Below are 26223 nucleotides of genomic sequence, written 5' to 3'. Positions count from 1 at the left end.
CGCCGGTTCATAATTTCATGCATGTCTTGGATTTAACGGCTTGCAGCAGATCGAGACCGTTACTATTCCGGAAAGGGAGAGCCATGTCCGGTCTTTTTGAAACAACACGCCTGGGGTCATTGACCCTGGAAAACCGTTTTGTGCGCTCGGCCACCTGGGAGGGAATGGCCGATGACGACGGGGCCTGCACCCCTCGCCTGATCGATCTGATGACCCGTCTGGCCGACGGGGGCGTCGGCCTGATCATCACCGGTCATACCTATGTCAGCCGGGAAGGGCTGGCCGGACCGAAACAGATGGGAATTCACGACGACGGCATGCTGCCGGGGCTTACCCGGATGGCCTCGGCGGTTCACGCCCGAAACGGCAGGATTGTCGTTCAGCTGGCTCACGCCGGCATCCATGCCGCCGCTGAGTTGTCGGGACTTCCGGCGATGGGGCCTTCGGTGCTTCAGGGGGAAAAATTCCCCGTCTGCCTGGAAATGACCGAAGCGGACATTGCCGCCGTCGTCGACGATTTTGCCGCAGGAGCCGCAAGAGCGCAAAAGGCCGGGTTTGACGGGGTTCAGCTCCATGCGGCCCACGGATACCTGCTCAGCCAGTTTCTGTCGCCCTTTTACAACCGGCGTCAGGACCTTTACGGCGGCGACATCGAAAACCGCGCCCGCATCGTGCTCGAGATCCTGGATCGCGTTCGCGCAGCCGTCGGCAAGACCTTTCCGGTGCTCATCAAGCTGAATTCGGAGGATTTTGTCGAGGGCGGCTTCAGCCGACAGGACATGACGGCGGTTTGCCGGATGCTCGAACAGGCAGGAATCGATGCCGTCGAACTCAGCGGCGGCACCCGCTATTCGGGCAGATACACCCCGGTCAGGCCCGGCAACTTCGACACCCCCGACCGGCAGGTCTTTTACCGGGATGCCGCCGGGGATTACAAGGCTCATATCAGGACGCCCCTGATTCTGGTGGGCGGCATCCGGTCCCTGGCGACGGCGGAGCAACTGGTCGCCTCATCCCAGACCGATTACATTGCCATGAGCCGGCCGCTGATTCGCGAGCCGGAGTTGATCCGGCGCTGGCGGTCCGGAGACACCGCCATGGCGGCATGCCGGTCGGACAACCTCTGCTTCAGGCCGGCGATGAAAGGCCGGGGGATATACTGTGTGCTGGAGGAACGGGAGAAAAAGGGGGAGGCATAGCCGGCCGTCGATGTAAACGGATTCCGGGGCTGCTGCCCGTCGATGCACAATGATTTTTTTCCCCGGCCATTGACATCGGAACCGCAACCCATTAATATAACCGATGGAAAAGTGTAGCGAAACGACACCAGAATTGCAGGCGGAAAACCACAATGAACAATATGCAACAATTGAGTCGGGAAATGATCCTTCATCTGCAGGTCGATGAGATCCTCAAGCACAAGTGGATTGAATCGGAAAAGGCGATGAGAGACCTGGGCAACGAAGCCGTTTTCGATTGGGTCCGGAAATATGCGGCCGATTTCAGGACCTATTGGGAAAACAGGCTCAGGGAAGCGAAGACGGCCGAAAATCAAACCCAGTAGTCACTGCAATCACCCCATCCCCGGATGTCCATCTATCCATGCCTTCGTGAGCGGCAGTCGATGTCGTATGCGCATAATGCCTCAGGTACCACCCCGATGAAAATCCCATATGGAGCGCTTGAATGAAAAAAACCATCGTGATCGTTGTTTTGCTGGCCGTTGCTGCCGGAGGCGGTGTCGTCTGGTATTTGAATCGACCGACGGCCCCCGATATTCAGCCGGCGGAGCTGTTGCCCGAGGATACCCTGGTGATGATCGAGGCGGTCCACCTGAAGGAAAGCGTGGATGCGTTCAGGGCCGGTCCCCTGGGTCAGGCTTTTTCAGGAATCGACCTGCCGGCGTGCATGGGCGCCTTCAACGCCGATCCTGAAGAAATCGAGCGGGTGAGTCGGCTTCAATCCCTGCTCAAGGCGAGCGTCGACAGTCCCTGGTTCGACATCCTCTTCGGAGACCTTGCGGTCATGGCCGTCATGCGGCCGGACCCGGCATCCCTGCGCGTACCTTCGGAAAGGCTCTGGCATGAATCCGCCGTCATGGTGCTGCGGCCGAAAAAGCCGGCTGAGATGATCCAGTGGGTTGGGAAGATGTTCTCCGGAGACGTGACCATAACGCCCCAAAACACGGAAGGTGTTCTTATGGACAGGGTCGATACGGGAGACGGCCGGCCCCTTTTCGTCGCCGTCCATCGCGGCCTGGGGCTGGTGGCTATGGATCCGAAGCCTATTGTCCGCTGCCTGGGGCACCGGGAGGCGGACGCTTTCCGGCCGTTGAGCGCGTCCGACGATTATGCCGCGCTGCGCACGGAGCTTTCGGCGCCGGCCGAGGGTCGGTGCTTTGTCTACATCGATCTCCATGCTGTTTTGGATATAGGGTTGGGTGCGGCAAACCGTCAAAACACCGGTGATGCCGATACGGCTGAAGCCGAGAAGCTCTGGAAGGGGTTCAATCAGGCCGGACCCGTTATCGGCGCCGTCATGACCGACAATGGACAGGTGCTCCATCACCGATGGCGGATTCGATACAACCCCACCGAGCTGTCGCCGGAGGCGGCGCGGTTGCTGGGGGGGGCGCCGGAAACCAACAGTACCCTTCCCTGGGTGCCTGAAACGGTTCTTTACTACGGTTGGCAAAACAATCTGGATCAGATCCTGGCATCCGTTCTGGATTTTTCGCGTCTCGATGCAGAGGAGACAGCGGAATTCCGGAATGAATTCGAGGCTAGAACCGGGGTCGACTTCGAGGATGCCGTCAACGCTTTCGGCCGCCAGGTGGCCGTCATCATTCAAGACATCCGAATCGGCGCCATGTTCCCTGTTCCCGAACTGGCCCTTCTGGCCGAGGTTGGACAGCCCGAGGTTATCCACCGACTGATGGAAGCCGTTGTTCGCAATTTCGGGGTGGCGATGAAGACCGAGACCGACGAAGGCGGATTCATTCGTTACGTACCCCTTCCCTTCGGCGAAGACATCAGCCCCGCCTATGCGATCCGGGACGGTTTTCTGGTGACAGCCTCCAGCCGAGGGTTTCTCAAAGACCTTCTGGCACAAAAATCCGTTGGCAAAAATCTTTCGGATTCACCCTTCTTCGGCGCTGTTGACAAAAGCCTCACCGACCCCAACAACCAGGCCGCCTACCTCCGGCTCGATCGAGCCGCCGCCAGGACCGGCGATCTGATCAAGTGGGTCATCTCCCTTGCCGTCATGACCGGGAAGGCCGATGATGCCAATCAAATGATCTATCTCTCCGGCAAGGTGGTGGAGCCGATTCTGCATGCCCTTGCCCAATACCCCGCCGTCGGATCCCGGACCATCCTCCGGGAAAACGGCATCCACGCGGACGTTTATATCCTGAAACCCCGGCCTGAATGAGAGCCTTTCCTCGTGTTCGGCCGGTCTGAGGGGTTACGGCATGGGGGGGCCATACCTGACGCCGCTTCCCGTGATGTGTCGGGGCGGGAGATAAAAGTTGCCCGGCCCGAGTGTTGACAATCGAGTCCATCAGATTTAGTTTTTCAGAATAAGTATCGTTTCATAAATAAAACGGCCGCTTCCAGATTGAACAGCGCCTCCGGTTGATTTTCCTGCAAAGACTCTCCCCCTGAACATTCGTCGTCATGCCGTCTCCTATCGCTGTACGGGAGTGACGTTGGCCCGACCGTCGCGTGCCGGTTTCAAGATCGGTTTCACTCAGCATGTCCTACTGAAGACAGCGGCTTGAAAAGAGTCGCTGCTGCTCACCCTACATAACCGTCAATAAAGGAAGGTGAAGAGATGGATGTGTCAACCTATCCGATCGATGTGGATCGTTATGCCAAGTGCATCGAAGTGTCCAAGCGTGTCCGTTGGGATATCGACCGGGACGTGATTCGGGGCCGGCGTTTTGATTTTTCACAGAAGTTTCTTCCCGACGGCATCTCCAAGGTGGCTGAATTCGATTTCTTGAACGACGATGAAAAGCGGCTTCTCAGTCAGATCCAGGGGCGGACCTATGCCAATATGTTCGGCTTCGTGGAACGATTCATCACGGCGAAAGTTCTCGAGATCACGCGCGGCCATTGGCTGGGAAACTCACTGGAAGGAAGAGACCACCCACGCCATCATGGACGAGTTGGAGTGGCCCCGGGAGAACAGCAAGCTGACCACCGGGGAACGGGACCGGGCCGTTGACGAGTTGATCGCTCTTGTCGGCGACATGGAAGGCATCCTGCAGCAGCAGAGCCTGGCCGATGCAGCGTATTTCCTGAACGTCTGCGGCCGATCCTTCCGCACGGAAGAGATCGACCGCATCAAAACCGGGGTTCTCCGGGCCTATCGCTGGCAATATATCTTTTCGGGGGTCGGGCATCCCCGGTTCCAGGTCGTCTACGAAAAGCTGATGACGCCGGGACAGCGCGATCGTGTCGCAACAGCACTGGCGACCCTGAGCTGATTTCCGGGCCGATCGAATTTTCCGTTGCGGCAGGACGGTGTCATCTGTTCGCCGCTATCCAGCAACGACTCGAAAAGAAAAGGAGGTATCCAAATGCGGAAAAGATCGAAACGATACATAACCGTTCTGCTGTGTTCCCTGGCGTTGTTCTGGGCGCCGGTATTATCCGTCGCGGCCGAAGACTACGATGCGTTGAAAGACGTCTCATCCGTCAGCACGATGTTCGACTTCAGGGACGGTAACCCCGTGTCGGCCCTGGTCCACCTCAAGCTGATCCACGACACCTACAAGGATGCGGCAATCCGGTCGGTATCCGGCAAGCCCGATTTCGCGGTCGTGTTCATGGCGAGCGCGGTAAAGCTTCTTGCCAGAAACAGGGACGGCTTTTTCGCGGAGGATCAGAAGTCGCTCGAAGCCTTCGACCAGGTTCTCCAGGACATGGCCGGGGACGGGATTCGACTGGAGGTCTGCATGTTTGCCGCAAATTACTTCGGGGTGGATTCCGCGTCGCTGCCGAAGGGGCTGATGCAGGTTCCCAACGGCTGGATTTCATCCATTGGCTACCAGAAACGCGGTTACGCCATGGTGCCGGTCTATTGATCCGAAACGTATCCTGTTAAACCGGAGCTCCCGGCGGGTCGAACCGAGCCTCTCCCTGTGTTGATCCGGTGCAGATATAGATTTTCGATCTGCCGGTGGCAGTGGCGACTTTGATTACCCGATCGAAATGCCGTTCCAGAAAAGTCTGTTCGTGTCTCAGGATCTGAAGGGCGCGCTTCCGGCCCATGGAGAGCAGCCGGATATGGAAGAGGAGGCGTACGAATCGGTTTTCAGGCACCTCGTGTTCCATCATCAAAAAGGGTCTTCCCGGTTTGAGGCATCGGCGGATCTCCGCCAGGGTGCGGGTCTGGGTGTCGCCTTTCAGTTCATAGAAGGCGTGGGAGCAGGTGACGGCCGCGAAGACCCCGGACCTGAAGGGCAGCCGTTCGCAGTCAGCCTGAACCAGACACACTTGAGGGAACCTTGTCGTCTTCCTCCCGGCGGCCCGGAGCATACCCGAGGAAAAATCCAGTCCTATTGCAAGTCCTTTGCCTTCGACCCGTCGGGTCAGGGGCGGCAGGGCCGCACCCGTGCCCGTGCAGATGTCGAGAACGATGTCGCCGGGTCCGGCGTCGGTGTGTTCCGCCAGGATCTCCCGCAGGACACCCTGCTTGTCGGTGGCGTGCAAGGCGATGAATCCGTCATACCATTTCGAGAAGAAGTCGTAATATTTCTGTCTGGTTTTTCGCATGGCAGTGCTTTAAAATTCCTTGAAAATCCGGGCCAGGGGATGCCCCGGCGCCTCGATGGACAGATCGTTGAAGTATCCATAGGGGGTTTTGACGGTGGTGTACCCGGCGTTTTGCAGCCGTTCGCGGGCCCGGTCGATGAGGGCCCCGGCCTGCTCGGGCTCGGCCTTGGCCTCCCCCAGATGGGTAAAGGAATGCAGGACGATTTCCTGAACCTCCCATTTCCGCGCCGCCCATTTGGCGTTTTTCACGAGCTTGGTTTCAGCCGAGCTGTCCTCCGTCACGTCCCGGGGTTCGACATGGATAAAGGCCACCACAGCCCGCTTTCGCTCGTCGGGGCTCGCGTCGGGAGCGTCCTCGAGGGTCTTGAGGGTTGGCTTCCAGGCGAATTTTTCGCAGAACCAGAACAATACTCTCACGACATCTCCTTATCGTTGCGTCAGGCCATTTCTCCAAGGACTGATTCGATGACGCCGATGAACATGGGGACCTTGTAGCCGTTTCCACTCATGGGCGCGGCATCCTTCACCGCCGCCCGGGCCGCTTCGGCGATGGTTTGTTCATCAAGCGCCTTTCCCACGAGGATCGCCTCCGCCTCGGCGGCGCGATACGGAACGGGCGCCGCGCCGCTCAGAAAGATCCGGCACTGGGCTGTCCGGCCGTTTCTGCTCTGCAGCGCGACGGCCGCTCCGGCCAGGGCGAAGTCCCAGGCGCGGCGCGCCCGCACCTTTCGATAGAGGCTTCGCAGACCGTCCGGCGGCGGGGGGAGACGGATCCCCGTGAGGATTTCTCCCGGACCCAGCACCGTCTCCTTCATGTAATCGTCCGAGGGCGGTACGTGAAATGCCGCCACCGGGACGCTCCGCCGTCCGTCCGGGCCTGCGATGACGGCGATCGCCCCCAGCGCAGCGAGGGCGGGAGCGGTGTCCGAGGGGTGGACGATGTAGCAGTTCTCGCCGCCCAGGATGCAGTGGTGGGCATTCTCTCCGTCCACGGCGTAGCAGAGATCGCCCCCTTTCCTCAGGCAGGGAAAATCTCCGCGGTAATACCAGCAGCGGGGCTTCTGGCAGAGGTTGCCGCCAATGGTTCCCTGGTGGCGCAACTGAGGGCTTCCCACCGCCGCCGCAGCCATTGCCAGTGCCGGGTAACCCGATTGGACGGCGGGGCTCTGGGAAACCGCATGGATGGTCGTCATGGCGCCGATTTCAAGGCCCCCCTCCGCCGTTTGACGGATGCCGGCGAGCTCTTTCAGGCGTGAGATGCTGACGACGACGGCAGGATCCAGAATGCCGTCGCGGAGACACCCGACGAGATCGGTGCCGCCGGCGTGAAGGCAGGCCCCGTCCCGGGCGAGGGCCTCGACGGCCTTGTCCAGGGTTCCGGCCCGGACATAGGAGAAACTGGGCATCATGGGCTATGCCTCCTTTCGCTGGGCCGCCAGAAGACCGCAGAGCCGGACCGGGTCCATGGGGGTTTCGGTGATTCTGAGGCCCGTGGCGTTGTATATGGCGTTGGCGACGGCCGGTGCCGTGGGAATGGTGACCGGTTCCCCCAGGCCCTTGGCGTCGGTGGTGTTGGCTTCGTCGTCGGGGATCTCGATGGGGAGGGAGACCATGTCGTCGGGCACGTCCATGGCCGTGGGAACCTTGTAGGTATGCAGATTGCCGTTGACGATCTTTCCGGTCTGGTTCCCGTCCAGAATGCGGGCTTCGGTCATGGCCAGGCCGATCCCCATGGTGATGCCCCCGAAAACCTGGTTGTCGTAGGTGAGCCGGTTCATGACCCGGCCGCTGTCATGGGCGCCGAGGAACCGGAGGATCCGGACCTCGCCGGTGCGGGTGTCGACCGCCACCTCGCAGAACTGCGCCGCGAAGGGGTTGATGACGCGGTTGGGCGGGTTGGGATCGCGGTATCCCACCCCCACGACCCCCCCGGCCATCCTGACACCGGAGATCCGGTCTATGGCGATGCGTTTGGACGGGTCGTTCCGGCTGACGACGGCGCCCGGAATATAGCGGAGTTCGGCGGCGTCGACCTTGAGGTTCCGGGCGGCCATCTCCAGAAGCTGCTGTTTCACGCTCACGGCGGCGGCGCGGACCGCCGGCGCTTCCGTGGGAACGGTCTTGCTCCCGCCGCTGGGCGTCGCGAACTGGGTGGTGCCCGTGTCGGCGTGTTCGATCTGGACGGCGTCGGGCCGCACCCCCAGCTCTTCGGCCACCACCAGGGCCATCACCGTCTTGGTGCCGGTCCCGATGTCGCTGGCGCCCATGTTCAGATTGACGCTGCCGTCGGCAAAGAGCTTGAGGATGATGGTTGACGGCGGCCTGCCGTCGCCGGAGGACCATAAGCCCGCGGCCATGCCGATTCCCCTGCGGATGGGCCCCGAATCCCCGGCCGACTTCCGGGCTTCGTCCCAGCCGAAGGCCTCAGCCCCCCGTTTCAGGCACTCCTCGAATCCCGGCGTGCCGTAAGGCGGGTTGCCTTTTCTGGCCTGGCTGACCTGCGGAATGTTCCTGAGGCGGAACGCCACGGGGTCCATTTGAATGGCCTCGGCCAGCGCATCCATCATCTGCTCGAGCGCCCAGGCCCCCTGGGGGTGGCCGGGGGCGCGAAATGCCCGGGCCGGACCGGCGTTGATGTAGACGTCGGTAGCGGTGGTCCGGACATGGGGACAGGCATAGAGGTCTCGGATCAGCCAATCGACGACGAGGGCGCCGCCGAAGGGATAGGCGCCCCCCGATCCGATGCAGGTGAAGTCAAGGGCCGTCAGGGTGCCGTCCTTTTTGACGCCGGCCTTGAGGGTCATGGTGTTGGCCGGGCGGTTGCCCACGGCCAGAAAGGTCTCTTCCCGGCTCAGGAACAGCCTGACCGGTCGTCCGGTCATCCGGGCGAGGAGGGCGGCGATGACGGTGTATTTCCCGGGCTGGAGCTTGCTGCCGAACCCGCCGCCCATGTAATGGCCGATGACGCGGACCTTGGACAAGGGCATGCCCAGGGTTTCGGCCACCGTCTTCTGAACGGCATAGACGCCCTGGGTCGACTCCCATAGGGTCAACCGGTCGCCATCCCAGTTGGCGACGCAACCGTGGGGCTCCAGGGGAGTGTGGATCTCGCAGGCGGTCCGGTAATGTTGTTCGAGTACCACGTCGGCTTCGGCAAATCCCTTGTCCAGATCTCCTCTGGCGTACGTCTCGGTCTGACCCACCTGGTTGCCGCCGGGATGGATCGGGTGAGCTGAAGCCGCCAGGGCGGTCCGCTCGTCGGAGATGAAGGGCAGCACCTCATAGGTGACGTCGATGGCGCGAAGGGCATCCCGGGCCTGGTAAGGGCTTTCTGCAGCCACGGCAGCCACGGTTTCACCCTCGAAACGGCAGACAGGGTCGAATATTTTCGTCTGCAGGGTTGTTCCCGACCCGGTATAGGTCCACAGGAGCTCGGCGCCGGAAGAACTGCCGTCCATGACGGCATGTATGCCGGGCATGCGATTTGCCCGCGTGGTGTCGATCCGAACCACCCGGGCGTGGGGGTGGGGGCATCGCAGAATGGCCCCGTGCAGCATGTTGGGGAGTTTCACGTCCGAAGGGTAGACGGCAGAACCGCTCACCCGTTCATAAGCGTCGACCCGGGGGAGAGGCGCCCCGACAACGCGGGTCTTGCCCCAGGGGGCGGGCTGTTCTCCGGGGCGGGGCGTTTCGGGCACCGGCGATTCCGGGGCTTCGAAAATGCGTTTGTCTTCATCAGCCAAGGTTCACCTCATTTTTTCCGCTTGAGTTCCGCAGCCCGCAACACGGCTGCCGTGATGTGGGGATAGGCGCCGCAGCGACAGAGATTCCCGCTCATGGCCGCGCGGATGTCGTCCTTCCCGGGAGCGGGATTGGCGCGCAGCAGTCCTTCGGCGGCCATGATCTGACCGGATGTGCAATAGCCGCACTGGAACGCGTCATGTTCGACAAATGCCTGCTGGACAGGCCCGAGACGTTCGCCGTCCATGAGGCCTTCGACCGTCGTGATCTCCCGGCCGTCGACCTCCGCCGCAAGGGTCAGGCAGGCATACCGGGCGACGCCGTCGACAAGGACGGTGCACGCGCCGCATTCGCCTCGTTCGCAGCCGGGCTTGGTTCCGGTGATGCCGAGCTTTTCCCGGAGGATGTGAAGGAGCGTCCACCGCGGCTCAACGACCATGTCGCGGCGAATGCCGTTGACCGTGAAGCTGACGGCGACGGTTGTTTCCGGCGTGGCGGCCCCGGCTGCGGTGCCGAAGCCGACGAGAGAATCGGAGGCAACGGCGACCGCCGCGCCGGTGCCCATGGTTTTGAGGAAGCCGCGGCGGGTCAGCCCCCGGCCGCCATGATTCTTGGGGTCGTGCTCATCTCGCATGGGAGCCCTCCAACGTTTTGATGAGAATTTTCAAATTGCTTTAAGCCGAATGCCGCTTGAGATCGGCTCGAATGTCGATGTTCGCAAGGCATTATTATGAAAGCCGCTCTCGTGAGTCAATATCCGGTCTGCCGTGCGCGGCATCCTGGGCCGGCGTGCCTATTTGTTCAGAACGACGACCTCGCAGACCCCTGAAAGGGCGGCCTTGAATTTCGCGGCGTCGTCGCGGGTGCCGACGATGGCGTCGTAGTGCATGGGGATGGCCACCTTGGGCTTGATCTTTCCGGCGGCCTCGACAGCCTCGGCCGCGGTCATGACATAGGTGCCGGATACGGGCAGCAGTGCGATGTCCACCGAGAGGTCGTTCATTTCCGGGATCAGGTCCGTATCGCCGGCATGATAGATCCGGACGCCGTCGATGGTGATGATAAAGCCCAGCCACTTGTTTTTCTTCGGGTGAAAATCCTTGTTGGTGTTGTAAGCCGGAACGGCTTCGATATCGATGCCCATGACCGTCAGCCGGTCCCCGGGCTTGACGACCCGGACGTCGCCGGTGAGTTTTCTGGCGGATTCGGCCTCGGTGACAAAGACGGTGGCGGGTGTCCGGATTTTTTCGATGTCGTCGACCGAGCAGTGGTCGAAATGGGGGTGAGTGATCAGAATGATGTCCGCGGGTTCGCCGTCCTCGATCTGGTAGGGATCGACGACGAGCCGAATGTCGTCTGAAGATATCTCGAAACCATCGTGACCCAGCCATTTGATCTTGCTTAAGACGTCAGATAACATGATCATTCTCCTTTGTGTATTGGGCGTCATGTTCCGGTTGGCGAATATCGATTCAACGGTCGGGTTTTGAAACCGGAACGGCGTCCGGATCCGTGAACCAGAACCCTTTGGTGAAATCGAACCACTCTCGGGGTCGCCGGCCGCCGGATGCCGTGGCCCGCTGTCTCGACAGTCGGCCGGCGGCGTCGATTTCGTAACGATCTTCTGAATTCTCCGGGATATAAATCGGTCCGCGGCCGCTGTCTTCATTTCGGCGGCATGCCGCCGCCATCTCTTTCGCCCGCTCGATTTCGCAGAAGGGACATAGATTTTTCTCGAGTGCCGCGAGGATATTTTTCCCGTCGAGGAGCGGGGGGAAAAAGACCCTGTATCGCTCGATCCGGTCTGTTTCGTCGATTTTCCTGAAAGCGATCGTAGCCCTGCAGCCGGTGATGTGGCCGTCATCGGTGTGTGCCGCCTTGATGTGTGACAGCAGAAGCCCTGCGGTTTTCAGGCGTTGATCACCGTTCCAACAACCCTTTTCCGTTTCAAATATAACCTCTCTCGTAATTCTGCGCATGATGATCTCCTTATATCGCCGCTCGAGACGTTCTACTTTTATCGGATAACGGCTGATACATCAAGCAAAAGCTTGGAGCGGTCCAGACTTGGGGCGTTTAACGGAGGACTATGGGGGTCGATACGTTGACATGCAAATTCATGTGCTTACACTTGATACGGAGCCCGGATATTTGGAACCAGAACCTGTGACGACTCAAAACGTGCAGGTTTTGACATGATGCTTAAAGGCGTTTTCAGAATGCCGTTGACACGTTTCGATTGGAATCAGACCCCATGAAAAACAATGCCGTCAAATGCGATGACAAATTGATCACCGCACTGACCCAGGTGGTCTTGAATGATGCGTTGAATACCGTACTCGGAGAATTCGAGCGCAATACGGATACCCACATCGGCAGGATTACCATTGAGCCCAGAGAAGCGGGGCGGGACAGGCGCGTGATCCGTATCGAGGTGAGGAGCGCCGGAGGAAAATGCCTGGAAGGTCTCGCCCGCTACAGAAAGGTTCTGTGCAAAGACAAACGTTTCAGGAACGAACCTTTCTGTGAAAACATGAGCTTATGAGTGAGGTTGGAACGGAGGACCGAACCATGAACGATACCCTGCATTTCGTCACGAACGGCAGAGGGGATCCGGACGGCGAGATCGATGCCGGTACGGAACCCCTCCGCGCGTGTCCCATCGCGGAGGAGGCCCTTCGGGAGAAACCCGATCTCTGCTGCTGCTATATAATGGATCAAAACGGGGAATTCGTAAGTCCTTGCCACATCCCCTTTGAAAACCGATGCTGTTGATGAATCCTTTGTTGGGGAACTTACGAGACCTGCCGATTTAAAGGCGCCGACTCTTTTTCGGAGTGGGTGCTATCCCTATCGGTCCCCGCCGTAACCGCCTCTGCCGCCGCCGCCGTAGCCACCCCTGCCGCCGCCACCGCCGCCACCGCCGCCGTAGCCACCCCTGCCACCGCCGCCGCCTCTACCGCCACCGCCGCCGTAACCGCCTCTGCCACCGCCGCCGCCTTTACCGCCGCCACCGCCGTAGCCGCCGCGATTGTCACTCCGGGGTCTGGCCTCGTTCACATTGAGGGTTCTACCTTTGAATTCCTTGCCGTTGAGGCCGTCGATGGCAGCCTGTCCTTCGGCTTTGGAGGCCATTTCCACGAAACCGAACCCTTTGGATTGGCCGCTCATCTTGTCTTTGATGACGGCAACGGATTCGACCTGGCCAAAGGGTTGAAACGCCTGATTCAAATCCTCTTCGGTAACATCGTACGACAGATTTCCAACATAGATTTTCATAAGATTTCTCCTTAAATTTGGGCGACAACGCGACAATCCCGGCAGGGGCGCGTTTGTCGCCGATCTCGGGGCCGTGTGGGCTCACCCGATAATTTCGAGAATATAGTGTTTGTTCACTTTTCCCGAAGCGGCACTGAGAATAGTTCTCAGTGCATTGGCGGTCTGTCCGCTTTTCCCGATAACCTTTCCAATGTCTTCCTTGGCAACTTTCAGTTCCAGTATGATCGTTTGTTTTCCAATGATTTCCTTTACCGTTACCTGTTCCGGATCATCCACAAGGCTCTTTGCGATACGTTCAATCAGTTCTTTCATCACTTCGTCTCCATTAGCGCCGTCTGCCGAGACGGTAAATCCGTCGCTGCAATACGGCTGTGTTCTGCGATCTTTATCATGAGAATTCGATCGAAAAATGTTATCCGTGACGGGTTTTGTTCAATCAGCGTCTTTCAGCCGTTCAGACGGCAGAACTCGAATCGGGCGGTAATAACGGTCATGTTTGAAATCTTGGAAGGTTTCGGTTGTGCCGATGTCGCATCCGGATTGTACCGTGGGCATATCCAATTTTCGGCATCGCACATATCGCCTTTGTTTTGATCATAAACTAAAATAAGAATCCGGTGCAACCTATTTAAACGAATTGTGGTCGAAAGTGATTCATCCTTTGCAGCCGGTCGGCATCCAGGGATCGATCAGCGGAGGGTCGGCGATCAACGCCTCCTTCACCTGCTTGGAGGCCTTTTTGATTTTCGCCTCCACCATCAGGGCCGACCGCCGGGACCCCACTTTTCGCGAGAAGACAATCCCCTCGGGATGATGTCCCCGAAAATATTTCGCTGCTCTCACCCCACCGCTTCGGTGTTCCCGGAATCGTCTTTGGACGTCCGTCGCGATGCCGGTGTACAGGGAACCGTCCGTGCACCGAATCATATAGACATTCCAATCCCGGCGGGGACTCATGCAAAACGATGGTTCGACGCGCCGGAATGGGTATTGCCGCCTTCGACGCGGATATGCTTGACGGTGCCGTGAATGCGCTTGCCGAAAGTCGCCCGGAGTGGATCCATCTCCCGGCCGGAGGGATTATGGATAAGCTTCGGGAATTCGAACCGACCATTGACATCGACCTTGACAGGGGATTTTCGGATGTTGGTTTGATGACGGATGAAGCGGGCCTTGATATCTGAACGGCCGATCACCGATCGATTCCGCACAATCCATCGATTTTGGGGTCCGGTCATCGGTTTTTCCTTTTCGGCGGTAATACCTTTTTTAAAATACTCAACTTTCGACTTTCATAGGCCGGTGTCGGGAGGATACGGCCCGCGCCCCACGCGGTTTCGTTCAAGTGCCGCTAAAGCTTGCTCCGGGCGGCCCGGAAACTCGCTGCGCTCAAACAGTCCGGGCCGCTGATCCTCCGCGGCGCTTAAGCGGCACTAAAACTCACCGCTGAAGGGGCCCGGGCCGTATCCTCCCGGCACCTTTTTCCGGTTGCCATTATGAAAGTCGAAAGTTTAATAAAATATTATAATCAGTTTTTAAGATAACATCAATAACAGCTTCTGAAAAATAAGGATGCTCTGAAATAGGTGCAACAGACACCACAGGTGATACAGGGATTAGGCGTTTCCATATCGGTTTCGCATTTAAATTGTTATTGATATAGTTGAAAAGGCTTTTCATGATTCAGGGAAACGGCACTCTCTATCCTGCGGTTTGAGGGTTGTCGACAGGATTTGAATGTCTGCGGGAAGGCGTTTACGACGACATCACGACGATAACGCAGATATCATTTTATTACTTAGAATAAATTTATATAAAAAGTAATGTAATAATAAAGTAAAAAATTATATTGACAAAATTTTTGTGATAATTATTTTAGAAACAAAAAATGAGGGTATTGAACACAAGGCCTGAAAAACCAAGCGTTAACCCATTCTCAGGCACGTGATCGTGGACCTGAAGATCACGAACAAGAGGATCAACACAAAGGAGGATTGCACCATGACTGCAAGAAGACTGTTCGATTTTCCAGGCTTGGGTTGGCGAAATCCGTTTGCGGAATTGGAACGGATGCAGCGTGAAATGGATCGGCTCTTCGGCGATCAGTTCTTCCGGTCCGGATGGCCGGGGCTGCATGCCGGTGTATTCCCGTCCGTTAACGTGACGGAAGATCAGGATCATTTCTACATCCGGTCGGAGCTTCCCGGAATGGCGGCCGATGATCTCGATATTCAGGCCGCCGGCAACAGCGTGACCATCTCCGGCGAGCGCAGGATCCCGGCCGAAGGAGACAATGTCCGGTATCATCGGCGTGAACGGGAGGCGGGGAAATTCTCTCGAATCGTCACCCTGCCAAACGGGGCCGACATGGACAAGGTCAGCGCCGGCCTGACCAACGGCGTGCTGACGGTGACCATCGCAAAATCCGAGGCCACGAAACCGCGACAGATTTCCATCAAATAACGACAGGAGGACAAGATGAGCGAAACCAGAGAACTCCAGGTGAGAGAAAAACAGGAGGTCAACGTTCCAGCGGAACAGACTCGGCCGGGCCTGGTTTTCAGCCCGCTGGTGGATATCTTCGAAACCGACAAGGAGATTGTCCTGTTGGCGGATATGCCGGGGGTTTCAACGGATAATCTGGACGTCGACCTGAGAGAGAACATTCTGACCCTTTCGGCCGAAGTCGTATCCGGCAAAGGGGAGAATGAGCAGGACATCCTCAAGGAATATGCCGTCGGTAAGTTTTATCGGCAGTTCACCCTTTCGGAGGTCATCGATCAAAGCAGGATCGAAGCCAAACTCACGAACGGTGTTTTAAGGCTGGTTCTGCCGAAAGTTGAAAAAGCGACGCCGCGAAAGATCAGCATCACCAGCTGACGGGTCGCCAAAACAGAAGCCCGGCGATGATGGTCGCCGGGCTTCTGTTTTTTGGGTGAACCGCGCAAAATGAAGTTTATTATCTTGATATTGTTTATAAATGAATATAGTATCCGCTTGGAGCACGGCAGACGGGTTTGGCCGCGGACAGTCTTCGCGGTCGCGACCCGAGGGAGAAAGGAGGTTGTTTCAATGCCCAAACCCAAAAACGCCATGGAGATATTTCAGGTGCTTGACAAATCCAATTGCAGGGAATGCATGGAGAAAACCTGCCTGGCTTTTGCCGGCGCCGTTTACTTGGGGCGAAGAAGCATCGAGGAGTGCCCTAAGCTCGATCGAGAGACCATCGAGCGCTTTTCAGAAAAGTCTGAACATGAAAACAGCATCGAACAGAACCGGGACGCCTATCTGGCGGATCTGAAAAAGCAGGTCGCCCGGATTGACCTTTCGGCGGCCGCCGAGCGCCTGGGAGGGCGTTTTTCCGACGGACGTCTGACCTTGAAGGTGCTCGGCAAGGACTTCAGCGTGGATGCCGCAGGAAATCTGTCGGCGGATATCCACGTCAATCCCTGGGTGGCGATTCCGTTTCTCGATTATGTCCTGAACGGGAAAGGGATTACGCCGTCGGGCCGCTGGGTGTCGTTTCGTGAACTGAAAGAAGGCCAGGAGCGATACCCGCTCTTCCAGAAACGCTGTGAAGCGGCCATGAAGCAGGTGGCCGATCATTACACCGACCTTTTCGACGACATGGTTCACATCTTCGGGGGGCGTCAGGTGGCGGAGGCGTTCGAATCGGATATTTCCGTGGTGCTTCATCCGCTTCCCAAATTTCCCATGATGATCTGTTACTGGAAGCCCGAGGATGGTTTGGCCTCGAGTCTCAACACCTTTTTTGATGAAAAAGGAGCCGACAACCTTGAAATCGGGTCGATTTTTTCGCTTGGCGCGGGGTTGGCCCTGATGTTTGAACGGCTGTCCCAGCGCCACGGATTCTCCTGAGACCGAATCCGTCCGGTTGTTGGACTGAGCCGCTACTGAATCGGCGGGGAAGGAAAGCCGTCCGGGTCTTTACGGACGGCTTTTTGGCTCTTGAAAAAAATGTTTTGGATGATATAATTATTAAATTCATCCGGCCGTCGCCCATGGCGCGTCCGACGATTTGAGTCTTTAAATTCGGTGGAAAACAGATTATGCTCACTGGCTTTGAAAAGATTATCGAGGAACGCATCCGGGCGGCCCAACTCAAGGGAGATTTCGATAATTTGCCGGGTTCCGGCAAGCCGCTGGTTTTTGAAAACGACGGTCATATCCCCCGAAGAACTCCGCCTGGCGCACAAGATTTTGAAAAACGCGGACTGCCTTCCGCCGGAGATCGAACTGAAAAAGGAAATCCTCAAAACCGAGGACCTGCTGGCCGGCATGGCGGATACGGCGGAAAAATATCACGTCATGAAGAAGCTCAATTTTCTGATCATGAAGTTGAACGCCATGCGGAACTCCAACGTGGTTTTCGAAGTGCCCCAGAAATATCTGGGGAAGGTCGCGGATCAGATCACCACCCGGCATGTCCCCCCGAAAAACAACCCAGATTGATTTATTCCGAAGGATATATCATCCATGAAAACCCGTGGGAAAAAGCAAAAAAATCGTCCGCAGAAGGAACAGGTCGGTCTCTTTAAAGGCGTTGCCGCCGCCTACCTGATTCTGATTCTGCATGCGGTCTTCATAGCATTGCTGGGGTGCCTGGTGCTGTTTTTCCGGGGCATGGTGCAATACATGCTCTGGATCTTCATCGGCGGCACGGCATTGGTCACCTATTCCGGCTATCGCGTTTACAAACGAATGAAACAGGAACAGCGGAATTTTTCCGAGCTGCTCCGGCTGCCCCTGCTGAACGGCAACAGTGTCGAGGTCAGTTTCCTGGGAGGCATCGCCTCGTTGAAGGTTGAAAGCCCCGGCGCCAGGGCCATCCCAATCGCCTATGACGACGCGGTCTCCCCCCGGCAGCTGGCGGCGCCGGACACGTCCCGGGTCCGCGAACTCACCGAACTCGCAAGCCTTTTCGAGAAAAACCTGATCACGCTGGAAGAATATGAAACCTCCAAAAAACATATCATAGAGGGGTATTCCTGTTCATGAAGAAACTGACCATCGCTTTGCTCTCGGGGGGAATTTCCTCCGAGCGCGACGTTTCACTGAAGAGCGGAAATCAGGTGTATGAGGCCCTTGACAAGGACAAATATACCGTTTTTAGATATGATCCCAAAACGGATCTTCAGAAGCTCATGGCCGACGCTCCCACCATTGACGCGGCGCTCATCATCCTTCACGGTCCTTACGGCGAAGACGGCACCGTTCAGGGGATGCTCGATCTCCTCGACATTCCCTACCAGGGGGCGGGCGTTCTGGGGAGCGCCCTGGCCATGAACAAGCTCGCCGCCAAGCAGCTGTATGAAAAGGCGGGTCTTCGGGTGGCGCCTTACGTCTGCCTGGGGGCCGGGGATGCCATCGATGTCGATGCCTGCATCGAACAGCTGGGGCTGCCCCTGGTGGTCAAGCCCGTCAGCGGTGGATCCAGTATCGGCATGTCCATCGTGAAAAGCCGGGACGCCCTTTCTGCCGCCATCGAAAAGGCGTTTAGATACGATCGAACGGTGATGGTGGAGGCCTTCATCAAAGGGCTCGAAATCACCGTGGGCGTCATCGGAAACGACCGGCTGGAATCCTTCCCCCCCATCGAAATCCTGCCCGGCGACGGATACGAGTTTTTTGACTACGAGGCCAAGTACACGGCCGGCGCGACCCAGGAGATCTGCCCGGCGCGCATTGACGAGGCTTTGACCCAAAAGGTCCAGCACTGCGCCCGGATCGCTCATGAGACCCTGTTTCTGAGGGGATACAGTCGGACGGACTTCATCCTGAAGGACGGCGAATTCTACGTTCTGGAAACAAACACGATCCCCGGCATGACCCCCACCAGCCTGCTGCCCCGCGCCGCCGAAGCGGCGGGGCTCTCTTTCAGCCTGCTTCTCGACAGGCTCGTCGCCCTGAGTATCGAAGATCATCAACATCGCAAAACAGCCTGAATCGACGACGGCTGACATTCCGGGATCCGCCGCGTGTGGAGCCCCCTGATGGAGGTATACATGAAAGTCCTGGTTATCGGCAGCGGCGGAAGAGAGCATGCCCTGGTCTGGAAGATTCACCAAAGCCCCAAGGTCAGGAAGATTTATTGTGCGCCCGGAAACGGCGGCATTGCCGATTTGGCCGAGTGCGTTCCCATTGATGCGGGGGATATCGACAAACTCCTTTCCTTCGCCCAGTCGGAGCGGATCGATCTGACGGTGGTGGGACCCGAAGATCCCCTCTCCCGGGGGATCGTGGATGCGTTCGAGGCGGTCGGGCTCCGAATCTTCGGCGCTTCCCGGAGAGCTGCCGAACTGGAGGCCAGCAAATCCTTCGCCAAGGACCTGATGATGCGCTACGGCATTCCCACGGCCAAAGGCGAGACCTTCACCAGCTACAAAAAAGCCGAGGCCTTCGTCAGGAAGATCGGTACGCCGGTGGTGGTCAAGGCCGACGGCCTGGCCGCCGGTAAGGGCGTCATCGTCTGCGCCACGGAAAAGGAGGCCCTGGAAGCCCTTAAAAGCGTCATGGTCGACCGGGCCTTCGGCGACGCCGGGGCCAGGGCCGTCGTGGAGGAGTGCCTGACCGGCGAGGAGGCCTCCTTTCTGGCATTCACCGACGGCAAGACCGTCCTGCCGCTGCCTTCTTCCCAGGACCACAAACCGGTCTACGACAATGACAAGGGGCCCAACACCGGCGGCATGGGGGCTTACTCCCCGGCTCCGATCATCGACCGCTTCATGCACCGGAAGATCATGAAGGAGATCATGGTTCCGACGGTCGAGGCCATGGCCGCCGAGGGCCGCCCCTACAAGGGGGTCCTTTACGCAGGTCTCATGATCGATCGGGACCGGGTCCGGGTCCTCGAATTCAACGCCCGCTTCGGAGACCCCGAGGCCCAGCCCCTCCTCATGCGCATGAAAAGCGACATCGTGCCGGTGATGGAGGCTGTGATCGACGGTCGCCTGGACAAATGCCGCCTCGACATCGAAGAACGGGCCACGGTCTGCGTCGTTATGGCCTCGGGCGGATATCCCGGATCCTACAAGAAGGGACTTCCCATCTCGGGGCTGGACGGCGTGCGTCGGATGAGGGATGTATTCGTCTTCCATGCCGGGACGGCCATCGATGAGAAGCGGGGCGTCGCCACCGCCGGCGGACGGGTGCTGGGCGTTACGGCATTGGGCGATACGGTCAAGGATGCCGTCGCCAAGGCTTATAAGGCCGCAGGCAAGATCTCCTGGAAGGATGTCCACTTCCGAAAGGATATCGGCATGAAAGCGCTCAAGCGTTTCGACATCGCCCCCAGGGTGGGGATCGTCATGGGCAGCGATTCGGACCTGGCGGTGATGGATGAGGCTGCCGCCATGCTGAAGAAGTTCGGCATTCCCTACGAAATGACCGTTGCATCGGCCCATCGGAGTCCCGAAAAGGCCATGACCTTCGCCGTGCAGGCCCAGGAGAGGGGAATGCAGGTTATCATTGCGGGAGCGGGGCATGCCGCCCATTTGGCGGGGGTTCTGGCGGCCCACACCACCTTGCCGGTCATCGGCGTCCCCATCGATTCCTCGTGCCTCCAAGGCATGGATGCACTCCTGTCGACGGTTCAGATGCCGCCGGGCATCCCCGTGGCCACGGTCTCCATCGGCAAGCCCGGTGCCCGGAACGCCGGCATCCTGGCGGCCCAGATGATCGCCCTGACGGATCCCGACGTGGCGGAGCTGCTGGCGGCGTTCAAGGCGGACATGGCCCGGGAGGTGGCGGCAAAAGCGGAGAAACTGGCGAAATTTGTCTGAGACCCGGCGCATCGACGCGGCGGATCCCGCCAATCCGTATTTTCGGGCATCGATCCGGGAGGCGGCCGCCCGCATCCGATCGGGCGGGGTCGTGGTGTTCCCCACCCGCTGCCTCTACGGCCTGGGGGCCGACGCACGCGACCCGGCTGCGGTCGGCCGGGTCTTCGATATCAAATTGCGGCCCAAGGACAAGCCGATCCTGGTGCTGGTTCACCGAATGAGCGATGTGGAACGGTTCGCGGAGCGGGTTCCGGCCTACGCCCGCCGGATCATGACGCGCATCTGGCCCGGCGGTGTCACCCTGGTGTTCGAGGCGTCTGCCGGGGTCTGTCCGCTGCTTACCGCGGGTTCCGGCAAGATCGGCATCCGGCTCTGCGCACACCCGGCGGCAAAGGCGCTGCTGGAAGCGACGGGCGGCCCCATCACCGGCACCAGCGCCAATATCTCCGAGGCGCCCGCCTGCGACGACATCTCCCGTCTGGATCCAAGGATCGCCGCGGCCGTGGATCTCATCCTGGACGCCGGCCCTCTCGCAGGCGGCATCGGCTCCACCGTGGTCGACGTGACCGGAGACCACCCCCGGATCCTGAGAGACGGCGCGATCCCGGCCACGAGGATCCTGGAAATCGCGCAAGACCGCGCTCAAATGGGTTGACAATTCTCAAGAATTTAACTAAAAGAATCAAGTCTTCGCCGGGGTGGTGAAACAGGTAGACGCAGAGGACTCAAAATCCTCCGGGCGCAAGCCCATGCGGGTTCGATTCCCGCCCCCGGCACCATAGAAATCAAGGGGTTAGCCGTTTCGGTTAGCCCCTTTTTTTGTGGGGAAGGGGGCCACTATGCCTGAAACTATGCCCGTGGCAGATTTTTGGTAAGCGGCCTGTTTCTGACATACCATTTTGAGATCGGCCTCGCTGACGATGTTGTATCGATCGAAGACCGATCGGGTCTTGTGGCCAGTGACCATCATCGCTACCCTTTCCGGTATGCCGGCTCTAACCATGTTTCGGACCGCTGTTCTTCGGAAGTCGTGAAAGAGCCTTTTGCCGATACCAGCCTTATTACAGCCTTTAAACCAGGATCCCCGGATATCCTTGATGCGACCATCGCCGTTGGCATTCGGAAATACGTACGGAGTAATAACTTCACGCGCCTTTCGGATCTGCCACTGGCTTTTGAAGACCTCAAGGAGTTCAAGGCCAAGATAAAATGTACGGGCCTCTCCGTTTTTCGTTTCTCCGGCCTCCAGCCTGACGATACCTGCATCGAGATCGACATTGTTCCACTTCAGACCGGTGATTTCGTTGAACCGCCATCCGGAGTTGTAGGCGAAGGTGACCATATTTTTAAGATATTCCGGGAGCGCATCTCGTAGAGCCAAGAATTCAGAATGTTCGAAGAATCCCTTGCGGGTGTTGTTTTCCTTTAGCGACGGAATATGGGGTACACGATCCACCAGCGGGGGTGTCTGTTGAGCCCCGAGATTCAACATACGCTTGAGAGCAGCCAACTCCCGGTTGATTGTGGCGTTAGCTGCGCCTCCCTCGATACGCTGCAGAATGTACTCGTTGATTTTTGACGTCGTTATCTGGGGTGCCTTAAAAGTACCAAAATATCGCCGCAAGTGGCTGACGCTCTGTGCAGCCCTGCCGATTGACTTCCGCTGATTGACCCGGTAATCGTTAATAAAATTCTCCGCCAACTGCTCGAAGCCGACCTTGTCCAAATGGATGTTGGGCACCTTGCCTTGGGCAATGTCCGCCTCTCGTCGGGCTAGAAGCCGTTTAGCAACAATTTTTTTGTCGCTCTGAGCGCTTTCACGAACGGCTCTGCCATTGTGATAATACTTGATCCAATAGTTCTTACTGCCTTTCTGTTTATAGACTGATCCCATTTAACCTCCATCCTAACGCCTGAAGGGCACAAGATGGATGCCGCTCAAAGGCGGCATCCCGTATGCTAAAGCCTGTGCATGTCGCAAATCAACAAAAAAACTACGGCAGGGGATTGAACGCTTGGCTCAGGCAACCTGCTTGTGGTCATGAATGAACTTGTCGATATCTTCGGCAGCGATGAACTGCTTACGGCCCACTTTTACGACCGGCAATTTCCCATCCCAGATCTGGCTCCTCCAAAACCATTTTGTGGCGCCGTAAACCTTCGCCAGTTCGCTGATCGAGTAGAGCTTGTTTGTCATGCATGTCCTCCATAAGTTAGGGGTAATCGGAATTATTTAATAAATGGAGGAATATTCGGGGTTTTTAAGTTGGTGGATGTAATTTATTGCAACTATTTGTTTTTCATAGGATTTATTTAGACTTTTTTTGACACCGGCCAAGGCCCCACGGACCTCTACCGCCCGCGGGGCCTGCGGTTATCAACTGGCGGCCCCTACGATGCTTCCATCCGCCGCTGCAACTCCCTGGCCGCCACGTAAATTCCGTATCCCACGCCCGTGGAAACGCTGACCAGCGCGGCTGCGGCGCCGATGGCCACGACGTTCGCCGGGCTGCCCTGCGCATGGACCATGATCCGGCCGCCGGCATCCAGGGCTACCTTGACAATTTCTGCAACAACAGCGCTCATATCAGACTCCTCCCCCTCAAACGGCCAGGCGGAGCCGCCGGCGCGGCAGTTCCTCAACGGCCTCTTCTACGGCGTTCTTCAGGCGCGTCATCTCGTTTTGGACCCGGCGCCGGATGAACGCGTTGTCGCCGGGGTCTCCAGAGGCGGCGCTGCCGATCAACTGCCGGGCCTGTACCATCAGATCCCGGAGTCGCTCATCCTCGAATATGTTCCGAGCGTCGAGCGAGTCCAAAAACTCCGACATCCGTTCGAACATCTTCGGGGTCAGCATGCGCGGTCGACCCCCGTCTGCGGTCAACCGGCGCGACAGGCTCTCGACCACCTGGGCGAACTCCTCGCGAAGGGCGGTCTGGGCGAGCTCCCGGGTCTCCGCCATCATGTCATGGAATTTCTGTTTTTCGCGTGCGTAGATTTCGGGTGAGAGCAGGGTGCTTTTTCCAGGTACCTCGACGGCAAGGAAGCGCCAGGTAAAACCGAACCGGGGCAGGATGTCCACGGGGTAGTCGGCGTCGTCGAACAGCTCGCCCAGGATTTCCCGGGCCTGGCGTCGGGCATCGACGTATTGGTTTTCGAAGTTGACCACCTCGGCCTGGAATGCCGTTTTGAGGTCGCTCAGCTGGGCGTCGACCGTGTCGAGGCTCTCTTTGGGGATCAGGTGGACGGACGGGACCGGGAACGGCAGGGCATGTTTCTGCAGCAGCTTTCGTGCCCGTCCTGCAACCAGACGGACAGGTGCCAGGAGCTCGGGGTCGATCAGGTACTTTCGGCCCCGGAGCCAGTCGCTGTTGTCGTTGATCCGTCGCATCAGGCTTGGATCGATCATGCGGCTGCCTTGCCAGACGGAGGTGGAGAGTTGGATAAGGCAGGCACGGTCGAATACCGCTGAATTTTCCATGGGGGTGTTCTCCTTTCGTCAGCCGCACAGCGGCAGATATTTCCGTAGGGCTTTCTTTTGATGTTCATGCTGATAATAGGCCGGCACCAATTGCCGGTGGATTTCATGACCCAGCAGGTTTTTGAGGAATTCGGTCTCCGCGATACAAGCCTTGCCTTTGAATCCCCGGGTCTCCAGACGGATTTCACCGTCGTCGGAGATGTCGATGACGATCTCTTTCATGTGACGTTCCTTATTTTCAGGTGTGATGAACAGGGTTGGTGCTTGATGGGATGTGTGATGCGGATCAGACAGTGACGACCATGCGGACGCCCTGTTTCATACGAAGCTCCCGGATCCGGTAGCCCTTGCGCCGCGCCTCCGACCGCACCCTGCGGACGGAATAGGCCTGCTTCAGAATCCCGGCGTTGGGGCCGATCTTCGCCGCAAGGCCGCCGGCGGACCAGTTGTCCCACAGCAGGATGTAGTGGTCGTCCCGTTTGACCACGCCGACCTCGTAATCGCAGCCGGGCACCCGGATGGCGTGGTCGCATTTACCTAAATCTTCAGAGGTGATGCCGTCGGGCATGGGGGCGTCACCCACCCAGCGGCCGTACCACCGGTAGGTTTTCTGCTCGGCCATGAACTGAAATCCGAGGTCCCTGCACGCCCCTTCGAGGTCCGACAGCGATGAGATCACCAGGTCGATTCGGGCGATATGGCTCATGCCACCTCCTCTCTCCGGATCTTCCGTTGGACCCCTCGATCCTCCGGCGTATTGGCGATGCGCGCTCGGGTCCTGGCCCACTCTCGGAGGCCGTTCACCTCCTCCTTCATGCTCCGGGATAAGGGCACCATATTCCTGAACGCGTCGTCCAAACCGTCATAAAGAGAATCTTTGGCGAGCTGCTCGATCTCTGCGCCGGTATAGCCGTTGAGGCGATCGGTGTACGCCAGAGGAATGTCGCTGCCCCACTTCCGGTTCATGATCTCGATGATCTGGCGGCGCTCGTCCGGGCAGGGCAGATCGACAAAGAAGGTGGCATCGAAGCGCCCGGCGCGCATGAACTCGGGCGGCAGCTTGGAGATGTCGTTGGCCGTGGCCATGACGAGAATCGATGCAGTGGTTTCAGCCATCCACGTCAGGAAATGACCGAACATCCCGGCTGTGGTCCCGCCGTCGCTCTTGCCGCTGGAGCGGGTACCGGCAAAGGCCTTCTCCACCTCGTCCATCCATATGACGGCATGGCCGAAGGCGTCGATCACCCGTGTGGCCTGGCGCATTCGCCGTTCCGACTCGCCCACCAGGGAATTCTTGAGGGCGCCAAGGTCGAGGCGGATCAGGGGCCAACCCAGGATCGACGCCGTGGCCTTGGATGCCAGGGACTTGCCGGTTCCGGGTATGCCGACCAGAAGGATCCCCTTGGGACGGGGAAATGCGGCGCCATTCTCCGTAAACGCCACAGCTCGTCGCTGGATGAAGTCCTTCAAGGCCGACAACCCTCCCACGTCCTCGATGGCGGCGGGCTCCCAGAACTGCATCAGCCCTGATTTCCGAATCATCTGGCCTTTGACGTCGGAGATGACGGACGGCGCGAAGGTGCCTTTCTTTACAAGAGCGTAGGCGAACGCCGTCTCCGCCTCGAACTCCGTGAGGCCCCGGGCGAGCCGGGCCGTGGTCTCGTTGGTTGCGATGTCAAGGTCGCCGGTTATCTCCCGCTGAATATCCAGCATGGCGGCGGTGTCGGGCAGAGGCAGATCGATCAGGTGGAAAAACTTCTCCAGTTCCTGGGGGATCCGCACCGAGGGGCTGATCATGAGCAGGGCCGATCCGATGGACTTCCATCGATTCACGCCGTTCTGGATAGCCTGGACTACTTCGGGAATTTCGAAGAACAAGTGGAGATTGTGGGCCATCAGAATGGCATCGGGGGCGGCGTCGAGCCACCGGATGGCTTCCACAGGGTCCCGGATATCGTCGATAACGACGCCGCCCTCGAGGTCCCGGATGCCGCGGACGCAGTCCCAGGCGACGAATCGCCAGCCTTCGCAGCGAATGACCTGCTCGGCCCGGTGAGGTTCCTGGGTCAGAAGACAGAGCGCGGGATAGCCCGCTTTCAGGTAGTTGCGGATCATGGTGTTGTACTCCTTTCAATTG

The 26223-nt window shown here is 58.6% G+C and carries 33 protein-coding genes, 1 tRNA gene and 1 pseudogene; 17 read left to right on the top strand and 18 right to left on the bottom strand.

Annotation, left to right across the window (positions count from 1 at the left end):
- Positions 1-83 precede the first annotated feature (83 nt).
- The 5 genes from dmul_RS18540 (at position 84) to dmul_RS18520 (ending at position 5092) form a co-directional block, all read left to right on the top strand.
- A complete protein-coding gene (locus dmul_RS18540; protein WP_070962382.1) occupies positions 84-1199 on the top strand; it encodes an NADH:flavin oxidoreductase in 1116 nt (371 codons plus the stop codon).
- A gap of 152 nt (positions 1200-1351) precedes the next feature.
- Positions 1352-1564 carry a hypothetical protein gene (locus tag dmul_RS18535; protein ID WP_020875467.1) on the top strand — a complete coding sequence of 71 codons (213 nt, stop codon included), beginning with the start codon at positions 1352-1354 and terminating at the stop codon, positions 1562-1564.
- Positions 1565-1686: 122 nt separating this feature from the next.
- Positions 1687-3432 (top strand): hypothetical protein, encoded by a 1746-nt coding sequence (locus tag dmul_RS18530; RefSeq protein ID WP_020875468.1) that lies wholly within the window; start codon positions 1687-1689, stop codon positions 3430-3432.
- Positions 3433-4051: 619 nt separating this feature from the next.
- Positions 4052-4492: a hypothetical protein gene (locus tag dmul_RS18525; RefSeq protein WP_200809344.1), complete on the top strand. Its 441-nt coding sequence runs from the start codon at positions 4052-4054 to the stop codon at positions 4490-4492.
- A 93-nt stretch (positions 4493-4585) separates the two neighbouring features.
- Positions 4586-5092: a DsrE family protein gene (locus tag dmul_RS18520; RefSeq protein ID WP_020875498.1), complete on the top strand. Its 507-nt coding sequence runs from the start codon at positions 4586-4588 to the stop codon at positions 5090-5092.
- Between the two features lie 16 nt (positions 5093-5108).
- Here the strand turns inward: dmul_RS18520 and dmul_RS18515 are convergent, their stop codons facing one another.
- The 7 genes from dmul_RS18515 to dmul_RS18485 form a co-directional block, all read right to left on the bottom strand.
- Positions 5109-5783 (bottom strand): class I SAM-dependent methyltransferase, encoded by a 675-nt coding sequence (locus dmul_RS18515; RefSeq protein ID WP_070962380.1) that lies wholly within the window; start codon positions 5781-5783, stop codon positions 5109-5111.
- Between the two features lie 9 nt (positions 5784-5792).
- Positions 5793-6200 carry a threonyl-tRNA synthetase editing domain-containing protein gene (locus dmul_RS18510; RefSeq protein WP_070962378.1) on the bottom strand — a complete coding sequence of 136 codons (408 nt, stop codon included), beginning with the start codon at positions 6198-6200 and terminating at the stop codon, positions 5793-5795.
- Between the two features lie 20 nt (positions 6201-6220).
- On the bottom strand, positions 6221-7192 hold the full coding sequence (locus tag dmul_RS18505; RefSeq protein WP_070962376.1) for an FAD binding domain-containing protein: 972 nt from the start codon (positions 7190-7192) through the stop codon (positions 6221-6223).
- Positions 7193-7195: 3 nt separating this feature from the next.
- Positions 7196-9526 carry a xanthine dehydrogenase family protein molybdopterin-binding subunit gene (locus dmul_RS18500; RefSeq protein ID WP_070962374.1) on the bottom strand — a complete coding sequence of 777 codons (2331 nt, stop codon included), beginning with the start codon at positions 9524-9526 and terminating at the stop codon, positions 7196-7198.
- 8 nt (positions 9527-9534) lie between these two features.
- Positions 9535-10158: a (2Fe-2S)-binding protein gene (locus dmul_RS18495; protein WP_020875382.1), complete on the bottom strand. Its 624-nt coding sequence runs from the start codon at positions 10156-10158 to the stop codon at positions 9535-9537.
- Between the two features lie 159 nt (positions 10159-10317).
- Positions 10318-10944: an MBL fold metallo-hydrolase gene (locus dmul_RS18490; RefSeq protein WP_020875383.1), complete on the bottom strand. Its 627-nt coding sequence runs from the start codon at positions 10942-10944 to the stop codon at positions 10318-10320.
- Positions 10945-10996: 52 nt separating this feature from the next.
- Positions 10997-11503: a hypothetical protein gene (locus dmul_RS18485; protein WP_020875384.1), complete on the bottom strand. Its 507-nt coding sequence runs from the start codon at positions 11501-11503 to the stop codon at positions 10997-10999.
- 275 nt (positions 11504-11778) lie between these two features.
- On the opposite strand from dmul_RS18485, the gene dmul_RS18480 reads away from it, so the two are divergent.
- Together dmul_RS18480 and dmul_RS18475 are read left to right on the top strand one after the other, a co-directional pair.
- Positions 11779-12069 carry a hypothetical protein gene (locus dmul_RS18480; RefSeq protein ID WP_020875385.1) on the top strand — a complete coding sequence of 97 codons (291 nt, stop codon included), beginning with the start codon at positions 11779-11781 and terminating at the stop codon, positions 12067-12069.
- A 26-nt stretch (positions 12070-12095) separates the two neighbouring features.
- Complete coding sequence (locus tag dmul_RS18475; RefSeq protein WP_020875386.1) at positions 12096-12299, top strand: hypothetical protein; 204 nt, start codon at positions 12096-12098, stop codon at positions 12297-12299.
- Between the two features lie 75 nt (positions 12300-12374).
- Here dmul_RS18475 and dmul_RS18470 read toward each other — a convergent pair whose 3' ends face one another.
- The 4 genes from dmul_RS18470 to dmul_RS18455 all read right to left on the bottom strand — a co-directional run bounded on the left by dmul_RS18470 (position 12375) and on the right by dmul_RS18455 (position 14041).
- Positions 12375-12803, bottom strand: a complete 429-nt coding sequence (locus dmul_RS18470) for an RNA recognition motif domain-containing protein (RefSeq protein WP_070962372.1) — start codon at positions 12801-12803, stop codon at positions 12375-12377.
- A gap of 81 nt (positions 12804-12884) precedes the next feature.
- Complete coding sequence (locus dmul_RS18465) at positions 12885-13115, bottom strand: KH domain-containing protein (RefSeq protein WP_020878377.1); 231 nt, start codon at positions 13113-13115, stop codon at positions 12885-12887.
- A 342-nt stretch (positions 13116-13457) separates the two neighbouring features.
- Positions 13458-13730: a GIY-YIG nuclease family protein gene (locus tag dmul_RS18460; protein WP_200809343.1), complete on the bottom strand. Its 273-nt coding sequence runs from the start codon at positions 13728-13730 to the stop codon at positions 13458-13460.
- 26 nt (positions 13731-13756) lie between these two features.
- A complete protein-coding gene (locus dmul_RS18455; protein ID WP_020878375.1) occupies positions 13757-14041 on the bottom strand; it encodes a hypothetical protein in 285 nt (94 codons plus the stop codon).
- 763 nt (positions 14042-14804) lie between these two features.
- On the opposite strand from dmul_RS18455, the gene dmul_RS18450 reads away from it, so the two are divergent.
- The 10 genes and pseudogenes from dmul_RS18450 (at position 14805) to dmul_RS18410 (ending at position 21384) form a co-directional block, all read left to right on the top strand.
- Positions 14805-15266, top strand: a complete 462-nt coding sequence (locus dmul_RS18450) for an Hsp20/alpha crystallin family protein (RefSeq protein ID WP_020878846.1) — start codon at positions 14805-14807, stop codon at positions 15264-15266.
- 15 nt (positions 15267-15281) lie between these two features.
- Complete coding sequence (locus dmul_RS18445) at positions 15282-15683, top strand: Hsp20/alpha crystallin family protein (RefSeq protein ID WP_020878845.1); 402 nt, start codon at positions 15282-15284, stop codon at positions 15681-15683.
- A gap of 192 nt (positions 15684-15875) precedes the next feature.
- Positions 15876-16682: a DUF3786 domain-containing protein gene (locus dmul_RS18440; RefSeq protein WP_020878844.1), complete on the top strand. Its 807-nt coding sequence runs from the start codon at positions 15876-15878 to the stop codon at positions 16680-16682.
- A 191-nt stretch (positions 16683-16873) separates the two neighbouring features.
- Positions 16874-16951, top strand: a pseudogene (locus dmul_RS21010) (DUF1992 domain-containing protein); the annotation flags it as partial.
- A 22-nt stretch (positions 16952-16973) separates the two neighbouring features.
- The gene (locus dmul_RS18435) at positions 16974-17276 is read left to right on the top strand and encodes a DnaJ family domain-containing protein (RefSeq protein ID WP_236886000.1); all 303 of its coding nucleotides are present in this window, start codon (positions 16974-16976) and stop codon (positions 17274-17276) included.
- Between the two features lie 24 nt (positions 17277-17300).
- Positions 17301-17822: a hypothetical protein gene (locus dmul_RS18430; RefSeq protein ID WP_020878842.1), complete on the top strand. Its 522-nt coding sequence runs from the start codon at positions 17301-17303 to the stop codon at positions 17820-17822.
- Positions 17819-18769: a D-alanine--D-alanine ligase family protein gene (locus dmul_RS18425; RefSeq protein ID WP_020878841.1), complete on the top strand. Its 951-nt coding sequence runs from the start codon at positions 17819-17821 to the stop codon at positions 18767-18769. The genes dmul_RS18430 and dmul_RS18425 overlap by 4 nt, the downstream gene beginning before the upstream one ends.
- 60 nt (positions 18770-18829) lie before the next feature.
- The gene (purD, locus tag dmul_RS18420) at positions 18830-20605 is read left to right on the top strand and encodes a phosphoribosylamine--glycine ligase (protein ID WP_020878840.1); all 1776 of its coding nucleotides are present in this window, start codon (positions 18830-18832) and stop codon (positions 20603-20605) included.
- Positions 20598-21260, top strand: a complete 663-nt coding sequence (locus tag dmul_RS18415; protein ID WP_020878839.1) for an L-threonylcarbamoyladenylate synthase — start codon at positions 20598-20600, stop codon at positions 21258-21260. Before purD ends, dmul_RS18415 begins: the two co-directional genes overlap by 8 nt.
- 37 nt (positions 21261-21297) lie before the next feature.
- Positions 21298-21384 (top strand) — tRNA-Leu (locus tag dmul_RS18410).
- A gap of 14 nt (positions 21385-21398) precedes the next feature.
- Here the strand turns inward: dmul_RS18410 and dmul_RS18405 are convergent.
- The 7 genes from dmul_RS18405 to dmul_RS18380 form a co-directional block, all read right to left on the bottom strand.
- Positions 21399-22499 (bottom strand): tyrosine-type recombinase/integrase, encoded by a 1101-nt coding sequence (locus tag dmul_RS18405; protein ID WP_020878838.1) that lies wholly within the window; start codon positions 22497-22499, stop codon positions 21399-21401.
- Positions 22500-22625: 126 nt separating this feature from the next.
- Positions 22626-22802 (bottom strand): helix-turn-helix domain-containing protein, encoded by a 177-nt coding sequence (locus dmul_RS19895; RefSeq protein WP_020878837.1) that lies wholly within the window; start codon positions 22800-22802, stop codon positions 22626-22628.
- A gap of 194 nt (positions 22803-22996) precedes the next feature.
- On the bottom strand, positions 22997-23191 hold the full coding sequence (locus tag dmul_RS18400; protein WP_020878836.1) for a hypothetical protein: 195 nt from the start codon (positions 23189-23191) through the stop codon (positions 22997-22999).
- 16 nt (positions 23192-23207) lie between these two features.
- Entirely contained in the window at positions 23208-24086 is an 879-nt protein-coding gene (locus tag dmul_RS18395) for a DUF3150 domain-containing protein (RefSeq protein ID WP_020878835.1), read from the bottom strand.
- A gap of 18 nt (positions 24087-24104) precedes the next feature.
- Positions 24105-24308 carry a DUF2997 domain-containing protein gene (locus tag dmul_RS18390; RefSeq protein WP_020878834.1) on the bottom strand — a complete coding sequence of 68 codons (204 nt, stop codon included), beginning with the start codon at positions 24306-24308 and terminating at the stop codon, positions 24105-24107.
- A 64-nt stretch (positions 24309-24372) separates the two neighbouring features.
- Positions 24373-24792, bottom strand: a complete 420-nt coding sequence (locus dmul_RS18385; protein ID WP_020878833.1) for a hypothetical protein — start codon at positions 24790-24792, stop codon at positions 24373-24375.
- A complete protein-coding gene (locus dmul_RS18380) occupies positions 24789-26201 on the bottom strand; it encodes an AAA family ATPase (protein ID WP_020878832.1) in 1413 nt (470 codons plus the stop codon). Before dmul_RS18380 ends, dmul_RS18385 begins: the two co-directional genes overlap by 4 nt.
- Positions 26202-26223 lie beyond the last annotated feature (22 nt).

Source organism: Desulfococcus multivorans, assembly GCF_001854245.1.
GTDB lineage: Bacteria > Desulfobacterota > Desulfobacteria > Desulfobacterales > Desulfococcaceae > Desulfococcus > Desulfococcus multivorans.
This window is presented reverse-complemented; position numbering and strand designations above follow the sequence as displayed.